Source organism: Pseudoalteromonas umbrosa, from assembly GCF_030125375.1.
GTDB classification, from domain to species: Bacteria; Pseudomonadota; Gammaproteobacteria; order Enterobacterales; family Alteromonadaceae; genus Pseudoalteromonas; species Pseudoalteromonas umbrosa.
The window spans coordinates 93,174-111,829 of sequence record NZ_JASJUU010000010.1 but is presented as its reverse complement, the minus strand read 5'-3'; the positions used below and the strand labels follow the sequence as shown (position 1 = coordinate 111,829).

The window sequence follows — 18,656 nt, the reverse complement described above, 5'->3', positions numbered from 1 at the left end:
GCGCTAAATCTAATTGGGTACCATCAGCTAATTCTGCAGCTTCGATGCTATGAATATCAGACAAAAAGTAATTCTTAACGGTGATGGTTTCACCAGTTGTATTATGTATAAACACAAGATTGGTACTACTTCGTTTCCAGCTCAAATCACTTAAGTTGATCCCTTCTCCAAACACCAATTTATCGACATGGTTAGCGTCGTTGCGATCAACAGCATCATAATCTTCTATGACATCATTGCCAGAGCCTACACCCCAGCGGTAGACATCATTACCTTCCCCACCTCGCAAAGTATCATTGCCGCTGCCACCATCTAGTGTGTCATTGCCCGCATCGCCGTTTAAAATATCGTTGCCACTGCCGCCGTAAAGTACATCAGCGCCAGCACCTGCATATAAGTAGTCATTGCCCCCAGCACCATTTAATGTGTCATCGGTCTCAAAGCCATGTAAATGCTCTCTAGCGTCAGTGCCCGTTACATTGCGCACATCAAGAGCAATTTGCGCTAAATCTAACTGCGTACCATCTGACAACTCAACAACTTCTACCGCATGCACGTCGTGCAAAAAGTGATTTTTAATCGTTACTGACTCACCAGAAACATTATGTAAAAACACTAAATTTGCACCACTACGGTGCCAGCTCAAATCACTTAAGTTGATCCCTTCTCCAAACACTAATTTATCGATATGGTTAGCGTCGTTGCGATCAGCAGCGTCATAATCTTCTATGACATCATTGCCAGAGCCTACACCCCAACGGTAGACATCATTACCTTCCCCACCTCGCAAAGTATCATTGCCGCTGCCACCATCTAGTGTGTCATTGCCCGCATCGCCGTTTAAAATATCGTTGCCACTGCCGCCGTAAAGCACATCAGCCCCAGCACCTGCATATAAGTAGTCATTGCCCCCAGCACCATTTAATGTGTCATCGGTCTCAAAGCCATGTAAATGCTCTCTAGCGTCAGTGCCCGTTACATTGCGCACATCAAGAGCAATTTGCGCTAAATCTAACTGCGTACCATCTGCCAACTCAACAACTTCTACCGCATGCACGTCGTGCAAAAAGTGATTTTTAATCGTCACTGACTCACCAGAAACATTATGTAAAAACACTAAATTTGCACCACTACGGTGCCAGCTCAAATCACTTAAGTTGATCCCTTCTCCAAACACTAATTTATCGATATGGTTAGCGTCGTTGCGATCAACAGCGTCATAATCTTCTATGACATCATTGCCAGAACCTAAATCCCAACGATAGATATCATTACCTTCCCCACCGCGCAAAATATCATTGCCACTACCACCATCCAGTGTGTCATTGCCCTCTTGCCCATAGAGTCGATCATGGCCACCTAAACCATTGATCACATTATTTTCTTCAGAACCGTAAATAGTATCGTTAGCACCTGTGCCATTTATTGCACTTGTACTCGCAACTATCTGCTGCAAATCTAAAACAGTGCCATCAGCTAATTCCAGCGCCTCTATTGCATGATACTCATTGAGGAAAAAATGCTTGATGGTGATGGTTTCACCTGATGTGTTGTGCGTAAATACTAAATTTGACCCATTGCGAGAAGCGCTCAAGTCATTCAAAGTGATGCCTTCACCAAACACTACCTTGTCAATGTTGTTGGAATTATAACGATCGATAGTGTCATAATCTTCGATTACATCATGACCAGACCCCAAGCCCCAACGGTATACATCGTTCCCTTCGTTACCTCGTAAAATATCATTACCAGCACCGCCATCAAGCACATCATTACCGCTTGCACCTGTTAATGTATCATTACCCAGGCCGCCATTAAGTGTATCGCTGGTTTCAAAACCACTGAGCGTATCATTGCCTTCACCACCTGTGATGGTGCGCACATCTATTTCAATTTGTGCTAAGTCTAATGGCGTGCCATCCGCTAGTTCTACCGCTTCAATGGCGTGATAATTGCCACTGAAATGGTTTTTAATAGTAACGCTCTCTCCCGATGTATTGTGCGTGAACACTAAATTAAGTCCATTACGAGACCAGCTTAAATCACGCTGCTTGATCCCTTCACCAAACACCAATTTATCGACGTTATTGACGTTATTGCGGTCGATGCCATCATAATCATCAATTACATCATCGCCCGAACCAACACCCCAACGGTATACGTCATTCCCTTCATTGCCGCGCAGAACATCATTACCTGCACCGCCATCAAGTACATCATTACCACCAGCGCCGTGTAAAGTGTCATTGCCTAGGCCACCAATAAGCGTGTCGTTTGTTTCAAAACCACTGAGCGTATCATTGCCTTCACCACCTGTGATGGTGCGCACATCTATTTCAATTTGTGCTAAGTCTAATGGCGTGCCATCCGCTAGCTCTACCGCTTCAATGGCGTGATAATCACCGCTGAAATGGTTTGTAATGGTCACGCTCTCTCCCGATGCATTGTGCGTGAACACTAAATTAAGTCCGTTACGAGACCAGCTTAAATCACGCTGCGTGATCCCTTCACCAAACACCAATTTATCGACGTTATTGACGTTATTGCGGTCGATGCCATCATAATCATCAATTACATCATCGCCCGAACCAACACCCCAACGATATACGTCATTCCCTTCATTGCCGCGCAGAACATCATTGCCTGCACCGCCATCAAGCACATCATTACCACCAGCGCCGTATAAACTATCATTGCCTAGGCCACCAATAAGCGTATCGTTTGTTTCAAAACCACTGAGCGTATCATTGCCTTCACCACCTGTGATGGTGCGTACATCTATTTCAATTTGTGCTAAGTCTAATGGCGTGCCATCCGCTAATTGAACGGCTTCAATAGCGTGATTACTACCTGAGAAGTGACTTCGAATAGTAATGGTTTCACCAGTGGAATTATGAGTGAATACTAAATCCGTCGCATTGCGTGACCAACTTAAGTCGTCTAACGTGATCCCCTCACCAAACACCAATTTATCGATGTTATTGTCGTTCTTGCGGTCAAGGTCATCATAATCATCAATTACATCATTGCCCGAACCAACACCCCAGCGGTATACGTCATTCCCTTCATTGCCTCGCAGAACATCATTGCCTGCACCGCCATCAAGCACATCATTACCACCAGCGCCGTTTAAAGTGTCATTGCCTAGGCCACCAATAAGCGTATCGTTTGTTTCAAAACCACTGAGCGTATCATTGCCTTCACCACCTGTGATGGTGCGTACATCTATTTCAATTTGTGCTAAGTCTAATGGCGTGCCATCTGCTAATTGGACGGCTTCAATGGCGTGATAATCACCACTAAAATGGTTTTTAATGGTAACGCTCTCTCCCGATGTATTGTGAGTGAACACTAAGTTGAGCCCGTTACGAGACCAACTTAAATCACTCTGCGTGATCCCTTCACCAAATACCAATGTATCTACATTATTCGATTTATGACGATCTGCTTCGTTATAGTCGTCAATCACATCATTGCCTGAACCAACCCCCCATCGATATACATCATTTCCTTCATCACCAATCAACAGATCGTAACCTGCGCCGCCATCAAGCACATCATCATCGTCTCCGCCGAATAGTCGGTCATTACCCGAGCCACCAAGCAGCGTATCATTGCCCTGATTAGCAATAATGGTGTCATTACCCTCTAGCCCTTGGATAGTATCACTTTCAAAACTTCCGATTAACGTTTCATGATTTGGCGTCCCTATGACTGAATTTCCGGAAGAAGCGTTTGCCATTGCATCACTTGAAGAAAATACCTCATCATTCATTGTGACCTCAGAGGTACGTTCAACAACGCTCATATTGTCATCTTTTATCATTTATCATCCTTAAGTTTGTAGTTAGTTTTATATCGCGTTAGCGTTCTCTTACACTTTCATTTTGGTATCGCAATAAAGGAGCTGTGACATATTCAATCAATCGACGCTTTGAAGTTTGCACCTCTGCACTCACTGCCATACCAGGCAATAAATCTATCCATTGGCCATTAATAAACAGCTGCTTGCTATGCATTTTTAGTCGCATTTTATACACTAGGCCCTGACGCTCATCTGCAATTGCATCTGCTGTAATCCCAATCACCTGTGCCTCAACAACTCCATACTTAGTAAATGGAAACGTGTGTACTTTTATCTCGGCACTTTGTCCTACACGAATAAAGCCAATATCTTTGTTTTCAATCACGGCATCCACTTCCAAATAATCATCGTCAGGTACAACCACCATTAGTGCTTGAGCCGGCGTGACAACACCGCCAACCGTGTGAACTGAAAGCTGTTGAACTCGGCCATCAACAGGGGCATATAGGACTTGCTTTGCATTGAGGTCTCGGGCTTTATTTAGCTCTTTAGTCAACGAGTACACCTGTCGCTCAGAGTCATCTATTAAAGTCAAAGTACGTGCACTTGCTTGCGCTGTCAGAGCTGAAATTTGATGCTTAACCTCATCGATCATGGCGCTCAGCTGAACCTGCCGTGCTTGTTGCGCAGCAAGATCTTGCTGCTGCTCTATACGCATTGACTCCAATTCTAGAAATTGTGTTTCTGGGGTTAAGTTTTTATCTAGCATAGCTTTTGCTGCATTGGCACGACGCGTGATCAAAGGAAGTGTCGCCTTTAGTTTTTGAATAGTCGCAGCGGACACGGATTGCTCAGCTACACGGCTGTTGAGCTGGCTTTGTAAAGCCGCAATCTGTGACTGTATTTCATGAAACTCATGCTGTAACAACTTTGCTTGAATGACTTTTTCACTGTGCGGCAATGTTTGTAGTGCAGGCAAGCGAAGCAAATCGGCAACAGTAAGCTGCAATGTAGACGTGGTACTTGGCGCAAGGTATGCCAATACCTCACTCATTGCTCTATAACGTGCTAAATTTTCCTTTGCAAAGTTCAGTTCAGCAACTAACCTCTCTTGATCAGAACGTGTGAGTGTTTGATCTAATTCAATTAACGCCTGCCCCTTGCTAACAACCTCCCCTTCACGTACAAAAATCTGTTTTACAACACCTTTTTCAAGAGGCTGAATTTGCTTTACACCTGTGGTCGGGATAATTTTTCCTTCAGCCACCGCAACGACGTTCACTTGACCAATACAGGCCCATATCACGCTGATGGTAAATAGCGATACCAGCGACCACCCTAACATGCGCGCACTTTTAGATGCCGGTCGTTCCTGTATTTCAAGCGCCGCTGGGAGAAAATCTAATTCATCTAGGGAGCGTTGCTGTCCATCAAGTTGGGCTCGATTTTGCCACGCATCACAGAGCAATTGGATAGTGCTTTTCACACGCCTAATCATTTAACTTGCTCCTGACTTTTCAACGACGCGTTGGACTGTTGCCTCATTTCAGAGCTGTTTGACATTGGCTGTTGAGGCGCATTTTGGAACGCATTTAACTTCGCGTAATAACCTCTTTTGTGTATTAATTGCTGATGATTACCTGACTCTACGATCTGGCCTTTTTCCATCACAATTATGCGGTCACAAGCACGTACCGTAGACAGTCTATGGGCAATAATAAACACGGTTCGACCTTGGCAAATGCGTGCCATATTATCTTGGACAATGCGTTCAGACTCATAATCTAACGCACTGGTCGCTTCATCAAAAATTAAGATGCCTGGGTTATTAATGAGGGCTCGAGCGATGGCCAACCTCTGTCGCTGACCACCTGATAAATTACTGCCTTGCTCGCCAACTAAGGTGTCGTAACCTTCGGGGAGTTCTAAAATAAACTCATGCGCTCCGGCTAACTTCGCTGCAGCAACTACGCGCTCCATTGGCAGACCGGGATTTGCCAACGCAATATTATCGCGCACACTACGATTGAAGAGAAAATTCTCTTGCAATACAACCCCTATGTTTTGCCTCAGCCAATTAGTATCTATCACTGATAGATTTACACCATCAATTAATACCCGCCCAGCTTCAGGCACATAAAAGCGCTGCACCAATTTGGTTAATGTACTTTTTCCAGACCCAGATCGACCCACAATACCTACGACTTCACCCGGTTTTACTTGCAAATTCACATGATCGACAATAACAGGACCATCCGGTCGGTACCTAAACCGCACATTTTCAAAATGCACCGCCCCTTTTAAATTGGGTAAAGTGCTGCGGTTAGGGTTAAAGCCAGGCTCTTTTGGGGTATTTAAAATATCGCCTAAGCGCTTAACCGAGATACCCGCTTGCTGAAAGTCTTGCCATAATTGCACAAGCTTTAAAATGGGGCCACTGACTCGTCCCGCAATCATATTAAATGCGACGAGTTGACCAACGGTCATCTCTCCAGCCATAACCAAATGGGCACCCCACCAAATAATACCCAGAGTCGTGAGCTTATTGATAAAGCCTGCAATTTGCCCAGCAATGTTGCTGAGATTCTGAGTACGAAAAGAGGCATCAACATAGCGCGCAAGTTGATCTTCCCAACGTCGCTGCATCTGTGGTTCAACAGCTTGTGCTTTTACCGTTTCAACGCCCGTCACTGACTCGACTAAGAAAGCTTGGTTTTCAGCCCCATGTTTAAATTTCTCATCCAAACGAGCACGTAGAATTGGGGTAATAAAAATCGAAAGCAGAACATATAAGGGAATCGTCGCCAGTACAACCAGTGTCAAAGTTGGGCTGTACCACCACATAACAATGAAGAAAAGTAAGGTAAAAAATAAATCAATACATAAAGTTAAAGCACTACCCGTAATGAAGTTACGGATTGTCTCCAGCTCTCTAACTCTGGCTACGCTTTGCCCAACTTGACGGCTTTCAAAATAAGACAGTGGCAAACTTATTAGATGATGATAGAGCTTTGCACCTAGCTCGACATCCACTCGATTAGTGGTATGACTAAATACGTAATTTCGAATACCGCCTAATAACGCATCAAATACAGCAATAACCAAAAAACCAAAAGCTAATACATCAAGCGTAGTAAACCCTCTATGTACCAGAACCTTATCCATGACAACTTGGAAAAATAAGGGCGTAATGAGCGCAAATAATTGAATAAAAAATGACGCAATTAGGACTTCACCGAACAACTTACGATATTTGACTAGTGAAGGAATAAACCAGCGAATATCAAACTCTCGGATATTGGCGAGCAATTGGCCTCGTTTTGTGATCAAAATGAGTTGCCCACTCCAAATTTTTGACAACGCTTGTTCTGTTAACTGTTTAGGCGATTTATCACCAGCAAACATTGCTAACACGCGGTTCTGTTGATCTTCAGTGTTACCAGTACTGTTTCCCTCTGCAATCCTTGCAATTAAGAAATAATTTCCATCATTGTCCTTTGCCAATGCGGGCAAGAGCGCGTTGGATAACTCATCAAAACTGGAGTTAACCTTACGAGCTTTAAATCCAAGAGCTTTAGCTGCTCGCAATATTTCGGTGTCTGTGAAATGTTGACCCGGTAACCCAAATTGATGCGCTATCTGCTTAGCATCTATCGCAACCTGATGATACTGCGCAAGCGTAACTAATGATGTAAGCCCTGAATCAATGGTATGTTGTGTTGAAGAATCTTGTTTATTGTTGTCGGTTTTGCCACTTGGCAAATCAGATTGAAAAGTAGACATTTAAGCCCTTTTTCCTTGGCCCTTTTACGGGTAATATAACATATTGAAATGGTAAATTTATTCACAACAATCAATAATTAACAAACAATCCACCCTATAATTTGGGGGTTGAACAAAAAATATCTAGTATCTTCTTTTTGAGGTTAACCACATAAAGTTGACTGTCAAACTCCACTGATCTTGGCGCAGTCAAGCCATACAATAAATGCAAATCTCACAACACCATAGACTGTACTTCACGCGAGCATAGTGACGTACTTAAAAAAAATCACATTGCAATTTTAACGATTCCATATAACCCCAACAGTATGCACCCAACCTGACGACGGCACCTCATTATTGTGCATGTTTAGGTAACTTACCTTAAGTTACAAAAAGCCTTTCCCCCTACTAGACAAAGCCTTGCCGTTTAAATTACATAATCTCTCGCAGTCAGTGACTTAGATGCATAATGAAGGCATTGTTGGGACAGAAGTATGAGTTCAAAGGGACGTATGCAAAATTTTATTCTTACAATAATGGACTTGCTCAACCACCTTATTAGTGATACCGTTAATGATAATTATTTACATTTACGCACTATAGAAAGGAACAACGGTGTCAAATTCCGCTGGTATGGACCTGTTTATTCGTGATAACCAGTTTTGGTTAGTAAGGTTTTTACAAAACAAATTCAAACTGCATTCTCCTCATGATGCGCAGGACTTATCTCAAGATACCTTTATCAGGGCCTTGACGTCATCGACTGATCTACTTGAAGTCAAAGAACCTCGTGCTTATTTAGCGACAATTGCAAATCGCCTCATCATAGACAAAGCACGCCGTAGACGTATTGAACAAGCTTATATTGAAGCTCAAACTGAGCTACAAACAGAGCAAGCCCCTTCCTGTGAAGCCGTGTTAGAAACCATGCAAAAACTAGAAGCGCTATCTCGGCTCCTTGAAGGATTGGCAGACAAACCAAGACGCGCCTTTTTAATGGCTCGATTGGATGGCATGAAATATAAGGAGATTGCGAGTGCGCTCAATGTCTCAGAAAGCATGGTACAAAAATACATTGCGCAAACGCTGTTGCATTGTCACAGCCAATTAATGGATTAATACGTCTCAAATTCTTATGTCGGCAAATAACAATAGCTATCAGCATAAACTTAAGCAAGCAGCCCAATGGTGTGCGCTACTACATTCCGATGCACCTGCCGATGAAGATATTCAAGCCTACCATCAGTGGTTAAATTTACATCCAGATAACCAAAAAGCCTATGATGAGTTAACCGCTCTTTGGAGTGAATTTGAAGCCCCGGAAGATGATGGATTAAACACACGCGTGTTAAATAACGTGTTAGAAAAGGATCAGCCAAGATCTCATGGCACGGTAAAAGCCTTTCTTAGTATCGCGTTGTTTTCAGGGTTTGGATTACTACTAAATCACTTGGGCCTGAGTGGCATTACCGCTGACCATTACACGCTCAAAGGGCAAACTCAAACTATTCAACTACAAGATGGCAGTCTGGTTACCCTCAATGCGCAAACTCAAATAGATATTGAGTTTAACGACGAAAAACGTTTGATTCACCTGCATACAGGTGAGATACACATTAATGCCACAACCAACCCTTCATGGCCATTAGTTGTACAAACCCAAAACACCAGCGCAACCGCATTAGGTACTAGTTTTTCAGTAAAGTCTCGTCAGCAAGACACCTATATTGTCGTAACAGAATCAAAAGTTAAAGTCTGCTATCTAGCACAACATAGTTGTGTGATTGGCCAACAAGGCGAAGCCATGGAAGTAGAAAATGGACATTTAATCGGGCCTTATGATACCAACCCAAGTGTCAGATTGGCTTGGCTAAATCATCGCTTAGTCGCTAATGATATTAGTTTACCTGCATTATTGGAGTCCCTTGAAGCACACTATCCTGGCGTGCTGATGTACCAACATTCAGAACTCAATCACATTCGTGTATCTGGGGTATACCCAACTAACAACATTGATTTAGCAATGAAAATGCTCGCTTCAGACCCAGCAATAAAACATCGTTCAATTGCTAATTACCTACAAGTTATCTCTTTGAAATAATTAAACTTACCCAAAAAGCTAAAAATAATCTGATTTTTTTTAGTTTTTGGGTACTGTTTTTTTTAACTGCCCCGTCCTATATGTAGCCCTAAATAAAAATGAGAACTATTTATGATAGGCGACAGGACTCCTCGCTCAATTTTGACCGCATTGTTATGCACTGGACTTGCTCTACCGACGGTAGTTATGGCACAACAAGCACACCAAATAGACATTCCTAAAGGCAGTTTAGCTGAAGCACTCAACACGCTAGCACTGCAAACAGGTGTGTTGTTGCAATTCGATCCGAATCAGATTGGGAGTGCACAAACTTCAGGGCTCAAAGGCGAGTTTGTACTGAGCGACGGATTTGAACTGCTACTTACAGGTACGGGCCTGTACGCCGAAAAAACCACGAATGGCAGCTATATAATTCGCGCGATCGCCGCTGAACAAGAGGTTTTACTAGATACGTTAGACGTCTATGCCAGCAACAATGTACATACCGAAATTTACCAATCCGCTTCATCTGATACCAAATTGGGCCAGCAACAGCTCACTCGAGTGGCACCACGTGATACCTCTGATATTTTTTACAATGTACCCGGTGTTGCAACTTCACAATCGCGACAAGAACCCGGTGTCGCTGTAAACGTCAGAGGCATACAAGACTTTGGCCGTGTAAACGTCATGATAGACGGCGCTAGACAAAATTTTCAACGCAGTGGCCACGGTGCCAATGGCACAGTCTATTTAGATCCACAATTATTATCGAGTGTCGATATTGCCAAGGGCCCTGTAGGCGATGCCGGTGGCGCAGGTGCCATTGGTGGTGTTGTTAATTTTAAAACGCTTGAATTTGATGATCTTGCTTTAGAAGGCCAAGACCACGGCACTAAACTATCACTGGCCACAGGCAGTAATGCCTACCACATGCAAGGATTGTTAGCATCTGGTGTACGCGTGGGAAACGATTTAGAGCTGGTTGCAGCCGTTGGCAGAAAAAACGTCGGCAGGTTTGAACCTGGACAAAGCGGTGGTAACGCAGGTAAAAGTGAATACTTCGATGCATTAAGTGCATTTACAGAGCAAGATCAATGGTCTTCGCTACTTAAAGCCAGTTATAAAATTAACGATCAGCAAGCGGTGAAGCTAAGCTATATTGGTTTTTACGCCAACTTTGAAGAAGGCTCAACTACAGATCAATCAGACCCTGACAATAAACCAAGCGCCACCAGCAAACTCAACAATGACACCATTAAATTAGATTATGTCTGGAATCCAAATTCTGACTATTTTGATTTAAATGCCAGCATTTACTACAACCGTACTCAAATGCGCCAACACCAATTTGAATCCGGTGACACAGTTAATCCCTATGGTGAATTTGAACTAGAGTTCGAAACCAATACTTTCGGTATGGTTATCGAAAACTTTGCATTTTTTAGTCTCGATCATAGTTGGCTACCAGAAACAGACTCTTTATTAATGCTCAATACAGGCACTGAATATTTTAGAGATTGGACGCAGCCACAAGCTATTCAGCAAACACCAGGCTCTGGCGACCCAACTTGGTTTACTGGCGCAACCCCAGGCGGCGAACGTGCTGTTACGAGTATTTTTACACAAGCTGAGTGGCAATATGGTGATCATATCTCTATTGAAGCAGGTGCCAGGTACGAACATTTTTCTATTGAGGGAAAAGGAGAGATCAACTCAGGCTCTATCCTTAACCCACCAGGTGTTAGCCCATCACGAACCCTTATTTTCACTAACTTTGAAGTAGCACGCCATGACGAATACATCTCGCCGAATCTGCGCTTCGCATATCGATTCACTGACGAAATACAAACTTATATAAGCTCGTCCAAAGGTATCAGGCACCCAGCAATCACAGAAACATTACTATTTGGCATGCATGTGGGTAACAGCTTCCCGTTTTACCCAAACCCCGGCTTAAAAGCGGAGAAATCTCATAATAATGAAGTAGGTATCAATTTCGAGTTCACCCAATTAGCAGGTGAGCATGACCTCTTCATCAAAGCAGGCTGGTTCGAAAATGCCGTTGATAACTTTATTGTTCAGGGCACGGTAATGAGCCCCACCTCAGTAGGCGATAAAAGTGGGATACGTAGCTATGTCAACTTATTCGATGAAGTTCGCTTTGAAGGCATTGAACTACAAGCAGATTATGAGTCCGACTTGGTCTTTGCCGAGCTTAACTATACCAAGATGAACTTTGATCCGGGGCAAGGTGATTATGACCCATTCCCATTAGGTAGCCAGGTTGGTTTCCCAGAAACAAGCCTTGGTAAAACGAAATCAGGCGGCTTGCTTTATATACAGCCCGCAAAACACACTGGTGCTTTAACACTGGGAATAAAACTACTCGATGACAAATTGAAGTTTGGCACACGTGTGCGAGTAGAAGATAACGATGGCCGAGGTGGCACCGCTTATGAGGATGTTGTGGATTGGGAAATATATGATCTGTGGCTGGATTATCAATATTCACCCAGACTCCAGCTGCGTCTGTCCGTCGATAATTTAAAAGACCTCAATTACGCAGAAGCCAATGGCACTTCATATTGGATTGCACCAGGACGCAGTGTGATCGGGCGACTCAACATAAAATTCTAATTAAAGACAAGGGTAAAAATCATGCAAAAAGCTTTTAAGCTCGCACTTATCAGCAGCGCTTTAATGGGCGCAAACTTAGCGAGTGCCGCTGAAATCAACCTGCAACAGCTACATGTATTTGGTACCGTCCAAACTATTATGTTTGGCGGAGAAAAAGGCATGCTACCCCCGAAGCCTCCGGCATTTCATCCAGAAAGCGGCAAGCTAATTGGCACCATGATGTCTGGCGCAGGCAGTGACTTTGCAACCTTAGCACAATCTGGTATTTACTCTTTTACTCCCGAGTTGACTGATGGCAAGCTCACTGACTTCAACACACAAATCAACACAGTAAATAATGACGTGGGTGCATTTACCACGAATGTCGTAATTAATAGCCAAGGTGTTGCTTTTGGTGGCGCTAAATCGAGCCTCTTCAAGTGGACAGAAGAGGACGGCATGCAAGATGCGTTCGACGGCCTAGACCTGAGTAACATCAATGGCGGAAGCTTCGATATCAGTGGCCTATTGACTGTTGATGCACAGGATAATTTATATTTCGCAGCATCTCAGCGAAATGATGACTTTTTCGCACTGGTGCGTTTAAGCCACAGTGGCGAAGTAGCTGTATTAGTCGACTTCAGTCGCGATGAATACAAAGAAGCTGCAGGCGACTCTTTTATTTATACCAAAGGCCAATCACCAGCAGCATTGATCTTTAGTGCTGATGACAATGCAATTTATGGACTTGCGCACAAAAATGCGAATTCGGCAGGTGCTGGCGACAATGCAGGGTTCGATGAAGATGATTTCGCGAGCGGTACCTTATTTAAAATTGATTTAGCAAACGTCGCAACAGACGGTAGCACAGAAGTGATTGTGCTTAATTCATTTTCAAACAAACTACATGGGCTAATTGACGATCATTCACTGGCAACAAATTCGGTCGTTGAGCAAGGAGAATGGTTATACGGTACGTCAGCCAAAACGCTATGGCGCATTCATAAAAACACAGAAAATAGCTTTACAGTTATCCATACATTTGGAGATCCAGACAACGGTATCGACGCTGCTCAAGATGGCCATATTCCTGCAGGTCCACTCGTAGTTGCTGCAGATGGCAATATCTATGGCACAACCAGAGCAAGTGGTGGAGATGAGCAAGGCGCTGGCGTGTTGTACCGTATTAATGTGAGTACAGATGCAACAGACATCAACAGAGAAAAAGATGGCTTTGAAATTATTCAAACCTTTGATGAGCAAGCATCTATTCGACCTGTCGGGCTCACATCCGGTGCACTTGTGGACGAAAAGCACACTTTATATGGTGCAACCAATGGCGACAATAGCACAGAAGCTGGCGGCATCTTTAAATTCACAGTCAATCAACACACTTTAAGTTTTAACACAGAAACAGAAGCGCTCACTTTGGGTGAGAGCCTTGAGCTAAACTGGCAGTCTATCAATATCAGCGACTGTACAGCGAGTGGTGACTGGGAAGGCGCAAAAGAAGCCAACGGTCAGGAATCGATCACGCCCGACACTGAGGGTGAAAAGTCTTATGTATTGACCTGTAAAGATACCGATCAAAAGACCTATGTTCGCACGCTTGAATTACTCGTTAGTGCTGAACCTGAACCTGAACCTGAACCAGAACCAGAACCTGAGCCAGAGCCAGAGCCAGAGCCAGAGCCAGAGCCAGAGCCAGAACCTGAGCCAGAACCAGAACCAGAACCAGAACCAGAACCAGAACCTGAGCCTGAGCCAGAGCCAGAACCAGATACTGGAACAAAACCAGAACCTGATACAGACACAACCCCTGAACCAGCACCTGAGCCAAATACAGGTACAGAGCCGGCGCCTGCGCCTGATACAAGCACAGATCCTGAACCGACTCCTGAACCCGAAGAAAACAAAGGCAGCAGTGGTTCATTTGGTGGCTGGATATTGGCACTCGGTGCTTTGGTAATGGGCCGACGTTTTTATAGAAAAACCAAATAAACCAATTTCAAACTGCAAGGGCTCGCCCTTGCTAAAAACAACAGAAATATCAGCATGGCGCGCAGCTGATATTTCTCTAAACGACCTTTAGGTCAATATTATTAAATAATTAACGATTAAGGATTTACCATGTCTATACAAGTAACTTACAGTGCTAGCTACTCTTTCACAGGCCTAGATTCGTTCTTTGGTCACGCGTCTCAGTTCTTCACCAATACAGATTATAACGAGAACATCGGTAGCTTCGCAGGTGCTGAGAATCCAAACCCGACTGTTGATCTTGGCTTCTGGGGTCTATTCGGTACTTTCTCTGGCACTCAATATGCACAAGAAGGTCAAGTAGGTGCAGATAGCCTAGGCTTCATTATTCAAGCAGCTGATGGCTCTTACATCGATTACACTTTCTTTGCTGGTCCTTCACACACTATGTACGGTGAAATTGCGTCAATTTCATTCGGTCGCGGTCTAACTCAGGGTGCAAATGGTGAGTACAGCTTCACTGAAGATCTAGTAAGCTTCGACGGCCTAGATACAATTGGCCTTAACGCAGGCTTTGATGCAAATGGCGGTGTTATTGGTCGTCATGATGGAACTAACACAACGCACAATATTGTTGATGGCATGAAAGACTCTGACTTCAGCTACTTCATGAACGTACTGTCTCAAAACGGTATCGATCTGACAACAAACGATACGGTTGGTGTTTCAAGCCTAGCTGACTTTGATCTAGTCGCTTAACCCACTATGCACTGCAGCTTTGCTGCAGTGCAATTTACCATTTACCGAGTCTACTATGAAAAAACTTTGCATCTGCTTGCTATCCCTGTCTTTCTCTAGCCTTGCAACCACAACGGTAGAAGGGATCAGTGTTAATAACCTGACGTCTTTGCACTACACAGGTCCTGTCGGCTGGCCAACCGCTGGTAGACCATTTGCCCCACCAATTTATAACGCAGAGCGTGATCAACTCATCGGGTTATCCACCTTTGGGCATAAAGACGATACCGCACCCAGTATGTGGGGACTTGCACCCGTGCATGGACATTATTTTGCACTCGAAAAAGACATAGAGGGGTTTGTCGGTTTCGCAAAGCACCCGACAGAAGACAAGCTGTATAGCATAGATACTAAGGGCAATATATTTTCTGTACACTCAGATGGCAGTAACAAAGTCATTTTATTTGACAACACAGAACAAGAACTCAACAACACTCCAAATATACAACCGATTTTCGACAATCAAGAAAGACTGCTATTTATCGATACCGATCATACGACTTATTCTCGATTAATGCGTCTAGAAAAAGACAATACATTAATGGAGCTATACAGATTTAACAACAATCCCCATGGCGATTTCACCGCTGTTGGCGGCATGCTATTAAGTGGTAATACACTATATGGCTACTTGGGTTACCCCCGAGGTATACCACATTTAAACACACTCTCAATCGATGATAACTTTATTGTCGGCGCACTATATGCCGTAGAGCTCGGTGAAAACCCAATTGACACCCTGCCTTTAATTCATCAGTTTACCCTCAGCCAAGGCGAAGTACCTTGGGACACCCGAAGCCAAGATGGCGGACGCATTGCCACTTATTTAGTGGAAGACGAGGAAGGCTATTTATATGGTTCAACAACGATAGGAAGTTGCTTCACTAAAGGTATTAACTCATTTAGCGGTAAAGAGATTGCGTATCGCAATGGTGTATGTGGTGGCAGCTACCTATTCTATTCTGCCATTGAAAAAGATCAGCGCCTGATCCATACCGATTACCCACATTATGACGGTAGCAATCCACATGGCTCACTATTTAGAATTAAAAAAGATGGCTCTGAATTTAACTTGCTACATACATTTAATGGTGAAGATGGCAGCCAGCCACGCGGTCCTATGGTTATCACAGAAACAGGCTTTCTTTATGGTACAACCATTGGTGGTGGGATACACAAGAGTGAAAATATACAAGTACTTGAAGGTAAGGATTACCCAAACCAACCGCACAATATGTCACCCGATGGCACCATTTATCGACTTAATTTAGCAGACATAAAAATTGAAAACGGCCAAGTTATTCAAAGTGGATTTGAACATGTGCATTCGTTTAAAGCTGGAATTGCCGAAGACTCAGATGGCAAAGTACCAACCGGACTTATGTTAGCTGAAAACGGAAAGCTGTACGGCACGACTATATTTGGCGGCCGAGGCTACTCTGACCAACTTGGTAGAACCTTTCTTGCTGACAACTTAGGCACTGTCTTTGAGGTCGATTTAAGTGGCATAAAACCAACAGGTTCAGTGTCTATCAGTATCACACCGGGTAAAGCGCAGCTAGGAGAGGAAGTAGAGGTCACGTGGAGTAGCCATAATGCGGCAGACTGTGTTGCAACAGGTGGTGTTGCTGTTGGCGATTGGGTCCCCGATGGACAAATTGAGCCTCAAGGCAGTATTAAAATTTCACCTGATTCTGGTATCTATACTTTCTCAATCAACTGCAGAGATGCCGATGTCGGTTCGCGGTTGGGTGCCCTATCAACGCTTTATGTCAATGCAGAAGCAAAAGTAAAGCAAGAAGAAACACTAAACTATGGTAATGGTGGCGCACTTAGTTTCGCGGCTTTAACATGCTTAAGTGTATTCGGCATGAGACGATTTCGCCGTCGCGGGAGCAAGTCATGAACCCCGTCATGGTGCCAAGTGAAGCTTTAAAGCGCGCATTGCGTAAACAAAAGCGCAGCCTGATACACGTTGCAGGATTTAGCGCCATCATCAACTTACTCATGCTGATCCCTGCGATTTACATGCTGCAAGTTTATGACCGTGTTTTAAGCTCAGCAAATATCGATACTTTACTGATGATTTCCATCATAGTTGCTGGCTTCTTTTTGTTAATGGGTGCACTTGAGTGGGTTCGCAGCCGTGTACTGATTGGCATAAGCGAGCATTTTGATAACGATTTACATGTGCGGGTATTTGACGCCATCTATCAACATCAAATCAAAATTGGCAATGCCAATCCAAGTCAATTAATTAACGACCTTAATCAAGTACGCCAATTTATGACAGGTACGGGCGTATTTGCGTTTTTTGATGCCCCATGGGCCCCGCTTTTCCTTATTGTATTGTTTTTCTTTCACCCATTACTGGGCACAATTGCCCTCGTCGGTACGGTGATCTTACTGGTACTGGCACTGCTCAACGAGGTCTGGGCGAAGAAGCCCTTACAAGCATCTTCACAAGCCACAGCCAATGCCACGCGCCTTGCCAGTGGCATCATTAACAATGCTGAAGTCGCGCAAGCGATGGGCATGCAACACAGTTTGCAAACCCGCTGGCAGACACAGCATCAAGCGGGGATCCGCCATCAAAGTGAAGCCAGTAATTTAAGCTCAGTGCTCACCGCAACCAGTAAAATATTGCGCCTAGCATTACAATCAATTGTTTTAGGTGCAGGCGCTTGGCTTGCCGTTGATGGCCAGATCACCGCTGGCATGATGATCGCAGGCTCAATCATCGCTGGACGCATGTTATCTCCAGTTGAGCAACTCGTCGGGGCATTTAAGCAGTGGCAAAGCGTGAAACTCTCTCGTCAACGTCTCGATGCCCTGCTGCATCAGTACCCAGAGCCTCAAACTGGACTAGATTTACCAACGCCGACGGGCAAACTCAGTGTAGAAAATGCCACTTTGATCCCTCCGATGGCACAAACCCCCGCTCTGAGTAACATCAACTTTGAGATTAGCCCCGGTGAAATATTGGCAATTATTGGCCCCTCTGGCGCTGGTAAATCGTCAATTGCGCGTCTTATCACAGGTATTTGGGCACCGCGAATGGGTAAAGTGCGCTTAGATGGTGCCGACATTTTTCAATGGAACAAGCAGAGCCTAGGCCCACACTTGGGGTATTTGCCTCAAGATGTGGGCTTATTTGCTGGCAATATCAGTGAGAACATTGCCCGATTTGGTGACATTGATGACGCTGCTGTCATCAAAGCAGCCCAATTGGCAGGTGTGCATGAGATGATTTTAAAATTGCCCGATGGCTACAATACCGTGCTAGGTGACGGCGGCATGGGCTTATCGGGCGGTGAAAAGCAGCGGATAGGTCTTGCCAGAGCAGTGTATGGCGACCCCAAACTGGTTATTTTAGATGAAGCCAATTCCAACCTAGATGATTCCGGCGAAGCAGCCTTAGCCTGCACGCTCAAAGCACTCAAGCAATCTGGTTCTAGTGTCATCTTTATCACTCACAGAGCCAATATTTTAAATCTAAGCGATAAGATCTTGTTACTTAACAAAGGTCATGTTCAGGCCTTTGGCCCTAAACAGCAAGTACTTGGAGCAATGCAGCAAGCCAAGCAAGGTCAAAGAGGAGCAGCGTAA

10 protein-coding genes are annotated in these 18,656 nt (G+C 44.2%); 7 read left to right on the top strand and 3 right to left on the bottom strand.

The genetic code is table 11. The features are described 5' to 3' along the window. From QNM16_RS24445 to QNM16_RS24435, 3 genes are all read right to left on the bottom strand, one after another. Positions 1 to 3,826, bottom strand: a 3,826-nt coding sequence (locus tag QNM16_RS24445) for a calcium-binding protein (RefSeq protein WP_284022840.1), incomplete at its 3' end; no start/stop codon positions are given. Positions 3,827 to 3,863: 37 nt separating this feature from the next. Continuing rightward, the gene (locus QNM16_RS24440) at positions 3,864 to 5,303 is read right to left on the bottom strand and encodes an HlyD family type I secretion periplasmic adaptor subunit (protein WP_284022839.1); all 1,440 of its coding nucleotides are present in this window, start codon (positions 5,301 to 5,303) and stop codon (positions 3,864 to 3,866) included. After that, positions 5,300 to 7,588: a type I secretion system permease/ATPase gene (locus QNM16_RS24435; protein WP_284022838.1), complete on the bottom strand. Its 2,289-nt coding sequence runs from the start codon at positions 7,586 to 7,588 to the stop codon at positions 5,300 to 5,302. The genes QNM16_RS24440 and QNM16_RS24435 overlap by 4 nt, the downstream gene beginning before the upstream one ends. A gap of 597 nt (positions 7,589 to 8,185) precedes the next feature. Here QNM16_RS24435 and QNM16_RS24430 point away from each other — a divergent pair. The 7 genes from QNM16_RS24430 (at position 8,186) to QNM16_RS24400 (ending at position 18,656) form a co-directional block, all read left to right on the top strand. Further along, on the top strand, positions 8,186 to 8,689 hold the full coding sequence (locus tag QNM16_RS24430) for a sigma-70 family RNA polymerase sigma factor (protein WP_284022837.1): 504 nt from the start codon (positions 8,186 to 8,188) through the stop codon (positions 8,687 to 8,689). A 16-nt stretch (positions 8,690 to 8,705) separates the two neighbouring features. Then, on the top strand, positions 8,706 to 9,671 hold the full coding sequence (locus QNM16_RS24425; protein ID WP_284022836.1) for a FecR family protein: 966 nt from the start codon (positions 8,706 to 8,708) through the stop codon (positions 9,669 to 9,671). A 111-nt stretch (positions 9,672 to 9,782) separates the two neighbouring features. Next, positions 9,783 to 12,290, top strand: coding sequence for a TonB-dependent receptor (locus QNM16_RS24420; protein WP_284022835.1), 2,508 nt, complete (start codon positions 9,783 to 9,785; stop codon positions 12,288 to 12,290). 21 nt (positions 12,291 to 12,311) lie between these two features. Beyond that, positions 12,312 to 14,270 (top strand): procyclic acidic repetitive family protein, encoded by a 1,959-nt coding sequence (locus QNM16_RS24415; protein WP_284022834.1) that lies wholly within the window; start codon positions 12,312 to 12,314, stop codon positions 14,268 to 14,270. Positions 14,271 to 14,399: 129 nt separating this feature from the next. Beyond that, positions 14,400 to 15,008, top strand: a complete 609-nt coding sequence (locus QNM16_RS24410) for a heme acquisition protein HasA (RefSeq protein WP_284022833.1) — start codon at positions 14,400 to 14,402, stop codon at positions 15,006 to 15,008. Positions 15,009 to 15,063: 55 nt separating this feature from the next. Then, positions 15,064 to 16,953, top strand: a complete 1,890-nt coding sequence (locus QNM16_RS24405) for a hypothetical protein (protein WP_284022832.1) — start codon at positions 15,064 to 15,066, stop codon at positions 16,951 to 16,953. Beyond that, positions 16,950 to 18,656 (top strand): type I secretion system permease/ATPase, encoded by a 1,707-nt coding sequence (locus tag QNM16_RS24400; protein WP_284022831.1) that lies wholly within the window; start codon positions 16,950 to 16,952, stop codon positions 18,654 to 18,656. Before QNM16_RS24405 ends, QNM16_RS24400 begins: the two co-directional genes overlap by 4 nt.